This is a genomic window from Burkholderia sp. AU44665 (genome assembly GCF_030504405.1).
In the GTDB taxonomy this organism is placed as follows: Bacteria; Pseudomonadota; Gammaproteobacteria; order Burkholderiales; family Burkholderiaceae; genus Burkholderia; species Burkholderia semiarida.
In genome coordinates this window covers 1-12229 of record NZ_JAUJRI010000003.1, presented here as the reverse complement: position 1 = coordinate 12229, position 12229 = coordinate 1, and the positions used below count along the sequence as shown (strand labels likewise).

Annotated in this window: 6 protein-coding genes; 3 read left to right on the top strand and 3 right to left on the bottom strand. The window is 67.0% G+C overall.

Annotated elements, in window-relative coordinates; genetic code table 11:
• Nucleotides 1–49: 49 nt before the first annotated feature.
• On the bottom strand, nt 50–469 hold the full coding sequence (locus QZM15_RS08590) for an NUDIX hydrolase (protein ID WP_302106188.1): 420 nt from the start codon (nt 467–469) through the stop codon (nt 50–52).
• 407 nt (nt 470–876) lie between these two features.
• Between QZM15_RS08590 and QZM15_RS08585 the strand changes: the two genes are divergently transcribed.
• The gene (locus QZM15_RS08585; RefSeq protein WP_302106187.1) at nt 877–1194 is read left to right on the top strand and encodes a hypothetical protein; all 318 of its coding nucleotides are present in this window, start codon (nt 877–879) and stop codon (nt 1192–1194) included.
• Nucleotides 1191–1961 carry a glycosyltransferase family 25 protein gene (locus QZM15_RS08580; RefSeq protein WP_302106186.1) on the top strand — a complete coding sequence of 257 codons (771 nt, stop codon included), beginning with the start codon at nt 1191–1193 and terminating at the stop codon, nt 1959–1961. The genes QZM15_RS08585 and QZM15_RS08580 overlap by 4 nt, the downstream gene beginning before the upstream one ends.
• A 108-nt stretch (nt 1962–2069) precedes the next feature.
• Here QZM15_RS08580 and QZM15_RS08575 read toward each other — a convergent pair whose 3' ends face one another.
• Both QZM15_RS08575 and QZM15_RS08570 read right to left on the bottom strand, forming a co-directional pair.
• Nucleotides 2070–2390, bottom strand: a complete 321-nt coding sequence (locus QZM15_RS08575) for a helix-turn-helix domain-containing protein (RefSeq protein WP_302106185.1) — start codon at nt 2388–2390, stop codon at nt 2070–2072.
• 746 nt (nt 2391–3136) lie between these two features.
• The gene (locus tag QZM15_RS08570; RefSeq protein ID WP_302106184.1) at nt 3137–6187 is read right to left on the bottom strand and encodes an ATP-binding protein; all 3051 of its coding nucleotides are present in this window, start codon (nt 6185–6187) and stop codon (nt 3137–3139) included.
• A 470-nt stretch (nt 6188–6657) separates the two neighbouring features.
• Here QZM15_RS08570 and QZM15_RS08565 point away from each other — a divergent pair.
• A partial coding sequence (locus QZM15_RS08565) for an ESPR-type extended signal peptide-containing protein (protein WP_302106183.1) occupies nt 6658–12229 on the top strand: 5572 nt, incomplete at its 3' end.

Genomic DNA, 12229 nt, shown 5'->3' with positions numbered 1-12229 from the left:
CGCCTTTTTCCCGCCACCGGAACCGCGCCGTGCGCCAACCGCAACGACGTCATCCCACTGCGGTCTCCGCTTCGACGTGAATCATGAAGGCCACGGGCCCGGCGACGCGCGTCCCGTCGAGTGCGAGTTCGACGATCGCGGGCGTCGGCCCGCTGCAATCGATCGACGCCATCTCCATCCGGTCGAACCACGCGCAGTGCGCGACTTCCGCGGACGGACGCGCTCGAGCGTGCGCATCGAGATCCGCCAGGAACACGTGATGCAGCTTGTGCTTGCCGGCCGCGCGAAACAGGTAGCGCAGGTTCCGGCAGACGAGCCCGGTTTCTTCCGCGAGTTCGCGGCGCGCGGCGTCGCTCAGCGATTCGCCCGGTTTGGGTAGGCCGCCGGGTAGTGTCCAGCGGGCGTGCGGTCGGGCGACCAGCAGAACCCGGTCGCCGCGCCGGCACAGGACGGTGGCGCGTTGTTTCATGATGGTGTCGTCCGATTGCGTGCGGCGAATGCCGCGGTTGGGAAAAGACATTGCTTCGGGGAAGCGCCGTCAGGACGTTCGTGTCGAGACGTTTCCGATGCGAGGGCGTCGCGGGCGTCATGCCGGTTGCGGCGGACAGCCTTGCGCCGTGACGCGTTCCACTTTATGGACACGCTGTCGGCCACTCAATCGGCCCAGTCTTAAAAGCGTCGACAGATGACGCTTGGCGGCCCGCCGGCCGGGAAGCAGGCCACATAGGCTCCGGCACGCCGTGTAGGCCTGGTCCGATTCCTTCGCTCCGCCGCCGGACAATAAGACCCGTCCGATAGAGATTCGCGTCCGACTCGCCTGTAATACGCAGCATCCGCCGATATCAAGCGGCATGAACTGGCGATGGAGGACAATCGATGAGTGATGCAGATAATGTGGTCAAGGGCGCGGTGGTCGGCACGATCGCGAGCGCGGTGACCGTCGCGCTCGTGCACTTCGTGATCGAGGCCGGCACGCGCTGGAGCGCCGGCGGCCTGGCGGTGACGCTGATCTCGGCGGTGCTGATGGCGTTCGTGCTGCTCGTGCCGCCAGCGTTCGCCGCATGGCGCAACCGGATGGACGCAATCGATCCGTTCTTCGAGCCCGAGGCGTTGAGGCCGATCCTGCAAGGCCGTGCGGTGGGTATCGTGCTCGGCATCGTATTCGGCATTTCGGTCGTGACGAGCTGGCAATGATGGCGACGAACGCGCCCACCCTGCTTGCGGCGGACCCGGCCGTGCGCCCGACCGTCAAGGTCATTTCGCTGCGCCGCAGCCACGCGCGCCGGCACGCGTTCCGCGCGAACAACCCGCATCTGGATTTCGAATTCGTCGACGCGATCGACGGACACACGCTCTCGGACGCCGCAATCGCCGCATCCGGCCTGTTCGCGCCCGGGTTGCCGTACACGCGCGGTGCGTTCGGCATCGCGATGACCACGCATCGGCTGTGGAGCGACATCGCCTCGGGCCGCGAGCGGATAACGGTCGCGGAGGACGATGCGATCTTTCGGCCCGATTTCCACGACGCCACGCTGCAATTCCTGCGTGACGATCGCGGCCGGCACGATTTCATCGCATGGGGCTACAACTTCGATTCGATCTTGCGCGGTTCGATCTTCAACAGCCGCGCGCCGGTGACGATGCGCTTCGATGAAGCGGCGCTCGACGATGCGATCGGCGATTTCCGGAACGACCGCGGCCCGGTGCTGGTGATGAACCTGCTCGAGTTCTACGGGATCTGTGCGTACACGATCTCGCCGGCCGGCGCGCGCTTCCTGCTCGATCGCTGCTTTCCGCTGCGGCCGGAGACGCTCTACTCGTACGGGCTGGGCCGCACGCTCGACAACTACGGCATCGACATCGTGATGAACAAGTTCTACGGCGCGATGCGTAGCGCGGCCACCTTTCCGCCGCTCGCCGTGACGATGAATGCGCGCGAGACGTCGACGATTCAGGCCTGACCCGATCGGACGCGACAACCGGCGACGTTGAATCGAAAGGGGCGCCTGCCTCGTACGTGCACCGGCACGCTTCGGCTGCCGCCCCGTTCGTCGTTGCGCGACGCGCGGTCAGACCGTCGCCGTGATACCGGCCGGGCCCGATTCCCCCGCGGCCCGGACCACGATTTCCACATGCTGGCCAAACGCGGCCAGCGTCAGCATCAGCTGATCCAGCGACACGTTCCTGAGCCGCTCGCGCTGCTCGGGCGTGACCACCGGCCGGACCATTTCCGCGAGCGCCGCGGCCTCTTCGTCGCTCAGGCCGCGCGACGCAATCAGCGCGTTGAGTTTCAGCGCTAGGACGGACTTGGCCTCCAGCTCCCCGACGTCGTAGAAATCGAAATCGGCCGGCACGTCGCCGGTGTAGTCATCCTGATCGTCGTAATTCATCGTGCTTCTCCCGTGATCGCCGAACACTGCGCGGCATCGAGCGGCGCCCTATCGGCGAGCCTGACATGCGGAACGACGCGGCGAGATTGAATGGATGTTTGCGTGTTGACGAAGCAGTCCCGGAAACGAATGGGTGCGCTATGATTCGCGTCAGCCATGGTCAACTCCTCTGTTGAGTTGGTGGTGGTCAGCGGCCTGCAGGTGTTTTACCCACCCGCAGGCCGCGCTCGTTGACGCGGCGGATGTCGATCGTTACTTCATCCAGGCGAAAACGTGCAACTACTTTAGCCAAGATTGAACGGCCGCGGGCAAGGGGTGCGCGCGGTTTCGGCCGCGTTGACCATCGGGCCAGTGCCTCGCGTCCTTGCTGCTCAACGATTTAGCGGCGGCTGCGCCGGCCGGCCAATTCGTCGTTTCTTCACCGATGTGTTGAAAAGCGTGTCGATCGACCGCGTCGACGCACCCTGACGAACCGTTTTCACCGACGGGAAGAAATCCCAACACGAATCGGTTCAGTCCTATTGGATGCAGGGGCCGGCCACGTTAAGCTTGATTCGCGCGGTGCCGTGGCATGGATTCGACGGCGGTCGCTGGGCCCGGCCGTTGCGCGAAGCTACGTTGGTTGTAGCACTACTCCTCACGCTGCCTTATGCGAGCGTCGATTCCCCGCCGGCGGTAGCCGCGCACGTCCTCCGCTCATCGTTCAGATCACGCGAAGCGAGCCGTCCTCCCGCTTCGCGCCTCCTTCATGCTCCCTGCTTCGTGCCCGCCGCCGCTGCCCTGGCCGCGAGCGGATCGCCACGCTGCTGCGCGTGGTCGCCGGCGCGCCGCGCGAGCGCGGCTTGCGCGCAACCGCGGTATTGCTCGAACTCCCGCGCGAACGCCACCGCGTCGCCGGCCAGCGCCAGCGCTTCCAGCGACGCGCAGAGGCCCGACACGTCGCGCTCGCCGATCATCGCGAACGCGCCGCGCATGCTGTGAATCTCCGCGCGCGCGGCCTTCAGGTCGCCGTATTCGAGCGCGCGCACGATCGCGGCATTGGCCCGGTTGGTCGCATCGACCAGCGCCGCGCACAGGTCGCGCGGCAGCGGCCCGCGCGTGCTCGCGGGCGCCGCTGCGATCGCGCGGCCCGGCCGCCACGGGCCCGTGTATTTCGCGATCGCCTGTTCGAGCGAGCGCAGCGACGTCGGCTTCGTGACGATCTCGTCGATGCCGGCTTCCTTCGACAGCCGCAACTCGTCGGGCTCCGCGTGCGCGGTCACGGCCAGGATCGGCAGCGCGCGGCCGCGTTCGCGCAGCATTCGAGCGAGCGCATAGCCGTCGAGGCCCGGCATGTTGAGGTCGGTCATCACGATCGCGTAGTCGTGCCGTTCGACGAGATCGAGCGCCTGCGCCACGCTCGACGCGACGTCGGCGCGATAGCCGAGCACGTCGAGCTGATCGTGCACGAGCGAGCGGTTGACGGGGTTGTCGTCGACGAACAGCACGCGCAGGTCCGGCGTGTCGCCGCCAGCCGGCGCCGGCTGCATCCCGTGCTGATGATCGAGCGGCAGCGGCAGCGACACGACGAAGGTCGAGCCGACGTTCGGCACGCTGTCCACGGCGATGCGCCCGCCCATAGATTCCGCGAGCTTGTTGCTCAGCGGCAGGCCGATGCCCGTGCCGCCGAAGCGGCGCGCGATCGATTCGTCGGCCTGCGCGAACGGCTCGAACACGCGTTCGAGCTGCGCGGGCGTCATGCCGATGCCGGAATCGCTGACGCGGATCATCACCGGCGTGCCGTCGGCCACCGGCGCCGTCACGGACAGCGCGACCGCGCCGCGATCGGTGAACTTGATCGCATTGCTGACGAGATTGACGACGATCTGCCGCACCCGCAGCGGATCGCCAACATACGGCCGCGCCGCCTGCGCATCGACGTCCACGCGCAGCGCGACGCCCTTTGCACGCGCGACCGGCTCGAACAGCTCGGCGATGTCGCGCGCCAGTTCGTCGATGCGGAAGCTGGTCGCCTCGAGCGTCATCCGGTCGGCTTCGATCTTCGTCATGTCGAGCACGTTGTTCAGCATGTCGAGCAGCATCCGCGCGGCCGACGTGACCGCGTGCAGCCGCGATTTCTCGCGATTGCGGTCGGGCGCCTTGTCGAGCAGTTCGAGGTTGCCGAGCATCGCGTTCAGCGGCGTGCGGATCTCGTGGCTGATCGTTGCCAGGAACGTCGATTTCGCGCGGTTCGCGCTGTCGAGCGCGCGCTCGGTGTCGGCGCGCGTCGTGATGTCGGAGAAACCGCACAGCAGCGTGTCCTTGCCACGGTAGCGCACGCGCACGAAGTTGACGAGCAGGTCGCGCGCACGGCCGTCGTCGAGCGTCACCGGGAATTCCACGTCGAGCTGCACCGGCGCGCTGCCCGCGCCCTGCCGGTAGCGCGCGAGCAGGCGCTCGTACAGGGGCGGCGCGCCGGCCGCGCTTTCGTACAGCTCGTGCATCCGGTTGCGCAGCAGCACCGCGTCGGTGTCGAGCGACACGAGCACGATGCCGAACGGCGACGTCGCGATGATCGCGCGGCTCATTTCATCGGTCTCGAACACGCGGCGCGAGCGGCGGAACACTGGCGCGAACACCTTCAGGTCGAATGCGATCACGAGCGCCCACAGCACGGCCAGGATCAGCGCGGCCACGCCGGTTTCGCGCACGATCGTCGGCCAGATCGCGATCGCGATCGTGCGCCACGAGTACGCGTAGACGATCGCGAAGCCCGTGTCGGCGATCCGGTCGCTGATCGTGAACACGCCGTGCAGATAGCTTTCGTCGAAGCGGTCGAGGCCGCGCCGCCAGCCGTTCTCGGCGAGCGCATGACGCATCAGCGCGGCGCCGTCGATCGACGCGCGCGTGCGGTCCTCGTCCAGCAGCACGCGGCCGGCCTGGTCGACCAGCATCACCACCGCGTCTTCCGGTGCCTGCTTGAGCCGGTCGTCGAGCACGTTCACGTCGAGATCGCTGACGAAGGTCATGAAATGCCGCGGGCCGTCGAACGCCGGCTCGACGAGGCGGAACACCTTCTTGCCGGTGAGCGGGTCGATCGCGGGCGGCTCCCACGCGATGCGCCGCGTCGCGCGCCAGTAGCGCGCGACGGCCGGGTTCGACCAGTCGGCGACGTTGAACGCGAGCCGGTCGATCAGCGCGCGCGTGTCGGCCACGCCGATGCGCTCGAGCACGTCGCGATAGGGCATCGACGGCGGCGGCGTGATCGCGAGCACGTTGCGGTCTGGGCTGTACGCGTAGCCCGACAGCGGCATCCCCGATTGCCGTTCGGCGGCCGCCACCGAGATCGTGAGCCGCTCCATCAGTTGAACGTATTCGTCGGTTTCGTTGCCGGCCAGCGCGTCGGGCGTCACGGCGACGAAGATTTCGCTCACGTTGCGCAACGGCGACAGCACGACGTGGCCGTCGCGCGCGAGCGCCTCGGCCGCGCTGTGCGAATGGCGCGGATGGCTGTTCCACAGCAGCTCCGCGTTGATCACCGAGCGCCGCACCGACGCCTGTTTCGCGTCGATCTCGAGTTCGACGAGCGCCTTGTGCGTGGCGAACAGCTCGCGCCGCTTCGCGATGTAGTCGCGCACCGAGCCGTCGAGCAGCACGCTCGTCGCGAACAGGATCACGAGCGACAGCACCGCGGCCCCGCCGTACAGCGTGAAGCGCTGGTAGCGGTGCAGCAGGCTCAGGTCGCGCGCTTCGCCGTCGATCGACGCGAACGGCGCGTTGGCGTCCACCGGGGACGCGAACAGGTTTCGGATGGGCATGGGACGAATACCGTGAAGTCAATGCGCGAATCGGGGCCGCGCGCGAGACGAGCGGCGAAAGCCGTCGGCGAACCGCGCGCGTAGCGATATCCGTAAGCCGTGTGGAATGGCAGGCAATTGCACTGCCGGCTCGGGGAACGAGCCAATTATCGTGATGGCAGGGCCGCCGGTATGTAGGGCAGTCCGAAGCAATTCGGCGACGGCGGTAGGACTGGTCCTAATTGTCGAGGCGAGCCTGCGCGCTGCGTTTATACGGCGCGAGCGGCGCGCATGTCAAACGATCGCGCGTTTCTTGAGCGTGCCGTGTCGCGTTTTCCTCGCGGAAGTGTCAGGCATCGTCATATTCGGACCAGTCTGAGTAAATAAGTTTTGTCGCGTCTGGCTGTCTGATTATCGAAAGGCGTTGCGAAAAATATATTGGCTCACGTAGCTCGAATCTCGTCTCACACTTTCGTATAGAGGCAATCAACGTGAACAAGACATACCGCACCGTCTGGAATCCGACGACGGGTACATGGGTCGCGGCGGCCGAAACGGCGCGCGCGCGAAAGAAATCGAACTCGACGATGCGTTCGTCGGTCACGGCCGCGGTCGCGGTCATGGCGGGTGTCGGCGGAAGCGGGTTTGCGGTCGAAGCAGGCGCGCAGGCAGCCGCGAACGGGAATGGCGGGTTGGCGCTGTGCGGCGCGACGACCGGCATCAGTCTCGGCTCGGGATCCACCGGCTTTAACCGGTTGACCGCATGTAACGGGACATCCTCCTCCGCCCTCTACCAGGGGCGCCCCATGGCGTTCGCGCTGACCAACGACAGTTCCGCGATCGGGTCTACCGTCGGGATCGCGAATCCCGCCACTCTGGCGGGCATCAGCGGTAGCAAGGACGGCCACCTCGTGTTGCATGGCGGCGCTGGTGTGCATATCACCGGCCCGGCGGATTTTTCCAGTAGCGTGAACATGCAGAGCAACCGCATCCAGAACCTGGCTGCCGGTACGGCGGGCACGGATGCGGTCAACGTGAATCAGCTGAATGCCGCGATCGCCGCGACGGATGACAAGTATGTGTCCATCAGCACGGGCACGTATGCGGCCGACGTAGCCGCCAGCGCTGCCAGCAGTGCAACCGCCATCGGCGCAAACGCGAGCGCTACCGGCACGTCGGCGGTCGCGCTGGGCGGCAATACGGTGGCTAGCGCAGATAATGGGGTAGCGATCGGGACGCTCGCGCGCGCGACCGCCATCGGAACGACAGCGGTTGGCGTAGGCGCGGCGGTTACCGGGCAGAACTCGTCGGCGTTGGGGCGTGGTGCGGCGGCAACTGCGGGGAATTCGGTCGCGCTCGGGAGTTATTCTCTTGCGGATCGTGCAAATACCGTATCGGTCGGCACGGCGACGGGCCAACGGCAGATCACGAACGTCGCGGCCGGCACGGTGGGTACGGACGCGGTCAACGTGAATCAGCTGAACGCCGCGATTGCGGCGAGCGATCCGTATTTCATGGTCAACAGCACGAGCGCCAGTCACGCGAACGCGACGGGCGCCAATGCGGTTGCCATCGGACAAAACGTGACGTCCAGCGGCTCCAGCTCGGTGGCGCTCGGATCGGCAACGGCAGCCGGCGGCTTTCACTCCGTCGCGATCGGCGCGTCGGCGAGTACGGTCGGCGACAGCAACGTGGCGCTCGGCGATGGCGCAGCGGTTGCCCAGAGCAACCGTTTCGTTCCGACGAGCGGCGTAGCCATCGGTACCAACGCTCGAGTCATCGACGGCGACATTACCGGCGCGACCGGCTCGATCGCGATCGGTAATAGCGCGACGGCCGGTGGAACGGGCACGATCGCGATCGGTACCAACGCGAGACATACCGGTTCGGGGGCGACGGTTCTGGGTTCCAACGCCAGCGCGCTGGGCGGCGGTGCCGGCGTTGCAGTGGGCTCGGGGAGCTCCGCCGCGGGCAGCTCGTCGGTCGCGACGGGCCCGAACGCCACGGCTACCGGCACGGGTTCGGTTGCAATCGGCAACCGGGCCACGACCACGAACAACAACAGCGTGGCGCTCGGCAATACGGCCTCCGGCAGCGCGATCAATACCACCGCGATCGGCAGCAACGCCCGCGCGACGGGCGACAACGCGACCGTGCTCGGCCAGAGCGGTGCCGCGACCGGCCTGGGGGCGGTCGGCATCGGCTTCCGTGCGAATGCGCAGGCGGACAACTCGGTCGCGCTCGGCATGGATTCCGTCGCGAACCGGAACAACACCGTTTCCGTCGGTTCGGCCACGCAGCAGCGCCAGATCACGAACCTCGCGGCCGGCACGGCCGGGACCGACGCGGTGAACGTCGCCCAACTGAACGCCGCGATCGCGAACGTCGGCGGCAGCAATCCGTACGTCAAGGTGAATGGCGCCGGTGACGGCAGCGATGACGCCAGCGCCACCGGCGTCGGCTCGATTGCCATCGGTAGCAATGCGGATGCCGCTGCGAACAACGGCATCGCGATCGGCAACACAGCGATCGCTTCGACGGACAGTGCGGCGATCGGCCATGGCGCATCGACCGTGAATGCAAGGGGCGTTTCGGTCGGTGCAAATTCGTCGGCGGACCAAAACGCCGCGTCGCTCGGCTATAACGCGAGATCCGCGTCGAATGCAGTTGCATTGGGTGCCGATTCGGTGGCGGTCGGCAACAACGCCGTCGCGCTGGGTAACGGGTCGGTCGCGCGTGAGGACAACACGGTATCGGTCGGTAGCGCCGGCAACGAACGCAAGATCGTCAACGTCGCGGAAGGCGCGCTGTCGGCCACGAGCAAGGACGCGGTAAACGGCGCGCAACTGTTCGCGACGAACACGCGCGTCGGTTCGCTGGAAGATTCGCTCGCGAGGGGTGGCGTGATCGACCCGGTCACGGGCGAATCGCTGGCGGTGGTGTACGACGGCACCGCGAAGGACAAGGTCACGCTGGGCGGCGGCACGGCCGGCACGACGCTGTCGAACGTGAAGGCCGGCGTGGCGGACAAGGACGCAGTGAACGTGAGCCAGTTGAAGGGCTCGGGCCTGGTCGGCGACGACGGCAGCGCGATCGCCGCGGTGACGTACAACCGCAACGCGGACGGCACGCCGAACTACAACGCGGTGACGCTGGGCGGCGGCAAGTCGACCGGCCCGGTGACGCTGTCGAACGTGGCGGACGGTGTGAACCGCAATGACGCTGTGAACCTCGGTCAGTTGCAGGATTCGGGCCTCGTTGCGCCGGTCGATCCGACGAACCCGGGTGCGGGTGTGACGTCGCTCGCGGTGACGTATGGCAAGAACGCGGATGGCTCGGCGAACTTCGACGAAGTGAAGTTGAAGGGCACGAACGGCACGACGCTGGCCAACGTGAAGGCCGGCGTTGCCGACACGGACGCAGTGAACGTGAGCCAGTTGAAGGGCTCGGGCCTGGTCGGCGACGACGGCAAGGCGATCGCCGCGGTCACGTACAACCGTAACGCGGACGGCACGCCGAACTACAACGCGGTGACGTTGGGCGGCGGCAAGTCGGCCGGCCCTGTGACGCTGTCGAACGTGGCCACGGGTGTCGCGGCGACCGACGCGGTCAACGTGCAGCAGTTGCAGCAGACCGTGGCCAACGGCAACCCGTATATCGGCGGGCGCGGCACGGGTGTCGCCGCGCAGGCGACGGGCCTCAATGCCATCGCGCTGGGCCTCGGCTCGGTCGCGGACGAGATCCGCACGGTTTCCGTAGGTAACAGCGCAACGGGCCTGCAACGTCGCATTACGAACGTGCAGAACGGCGAGGCAGACAGCGATGCGGCGACCGTCGGTCAGGTCAACGACCTGATGGGTATTGCGTCGACGAACGCGCAGGCGGCCATCGACAACGTCAGCACGACGACCACGCAAGCCATTCAGGACGTGAACAACCGACTGGATGCGATCGGCACGCTCGCGGGCACCGATCCGTATGTTCAGGTCGACGGTCTCGGCGACGGCAGCGACAACGCATCCGTTCGTGCGGGCACGTATGGCGTGGCGATTGGCGCGGAAGCCAGCGCGACCGGCGATACGGCCATCGCGATCGGCGCACAGTCGCGTTCGACGGGCTCCGGTTCGGTCGCGCTCGGTGCGGGTGCATCGGCAACGGGTACGGGTGCTGTCGCGTTCGGAAGCGGCGTCGCGACCGGTACGAGCGCGCTCGCGCTGGGCAATGGCACGAACGCATCGGGCAACAACGCGGTTGCCGCGGGCTTCAACGCGCGAGCCGCGGGCGTCAACGCCCTTGCGCTCGGCAATACGGCGCGGGCCAATGCGGCTGACTCCCTGGCATTCGGCACGAGCGCGCAGGTCGATCCGCTCGCCACGAACTCAATTGCGATCGGCCGCCAGTCCAGCGTCACCGGCACGGCATTGAACTCGGTCGCGCTGGGCGCGAGCTCGGTGGCCGATCGACTGAACTCGATTTCGGTGGGTTCGACGGGGCAGCAGCGTCAGATCATTTATGTCGCGCGCGGTACGGCCAACACCGATGCGGTGAACGTGAGCCAGTTGAAGGACGCGGTGGCGGCCTTCGGCGGCAATGCATCGGTGGGCGCGGACGGTTCCATCGTGAACCCGACGTACACGATCGGCGGCACCACCTATCGCAACGTGGGCGATGCGCTCGATGCGCTGGCCAATCTGGGCGGCGGGGGCGGCGGCACCGATCCGCTGGCGGTGACCTATGGCAGGAACGGCGACGGTACGCCGAACTTCGAAGTGGTCACGCTCAAGGGCGCGGACGGCACGACGCTGTCGAACGTGAAGGCCGGCGTTGCGGACAAGGACGCAGTGAACGTGAGCCAGCTGAAGGGCTCGGGCCTGATCGGCGACGATGGCAAGTCGATCGCTGCGGTCACGTACGACCGTAACGCGGACGGCTCGCCGAACCTCGGTTCCGTCACGCTGGGCGGCGGCGCGAATGGCACGACGCTGTCGAACGTGAAGGCCGGCGTTGCAGATAAGGACGCGGTGAACGTGAGCCAGTTGAAGGGCTCGGGGCTGATCGGCGACGACGGCAAGTCGATCGCCGCGGTCACGTACGACCGTAACGCTGACGGCACGCCGAACCTCGGTTCGGTCACGCTCGGTGGCGGCACGGCCGGCACGACGCTGTCGAACGTGAAGGCCGGTGTTGCGGACAAGGACGCAGTGAACGTGAGCCAGTTGAAGGGCTCTGGCCTGATCGGCGACGACGGCAAGTCGATCGCGGCGGTCACGTACGACCGCAACACGGACGGTACGCCGAACTACCGTTCGGTCACGCTGGGCGATGGCACGAACCCGACGCAACTGAAGCACGTGGCGAACGCAACCGAAGACAGCGACGCACTGAATCTCGGTCAGTTGAAGGACTCGGGCCTGGTGGGCGACGACGGCAGCGGTAACCTGACGTCGCTGGCGGTGACGTACGACAGCGCGACGAAGGACAAGGTCACGCTGGGCGGCGGCACGGCCGGCACGACGCTGGCCAACGTGAAGGCCGGCGTTGCAGATAAGGACGCGGTAAACGTGAGCCAGTTGAAGGGCTCTGGCCTGATCGGCGACGACGGCAAGGCGATCGCCGCGGTCACGTACGACCGCAACACGGACGGTACGCCGAACTACCGTTCGGTGACGCTGGGCGACGGCACGAACGCGACGCAGCTGAAGCACGTGGCGAACGCAACCGAAGACAGCGACGCGCTGAACCTCGGTCAGCTGAAGGACTCGGGCCTGGTGGGCGACGACGGCAGCGGTAACCTGACGTCGCTGGCGGTGACGTACGACAGCGCGACGAAGGACAAGGTCACGCTGGGCGGCGGCACGGACGGCACGACGCTGGCCAACGTGAAGGCCGGCGTCGCGGACAAGGACGCGGTGAACGTGAGCCAGCTGAAGGGCTCGGGCCTGATCGGCGACGACGGCAAGGCGATCGCCGCGGTCACGTACGACCGCAACACGGACGGTACGCCGAACTACCGTTCGGTGACGCTGGGCGACGGCACGAACGCGACGCAGCTGAAGCACGTGG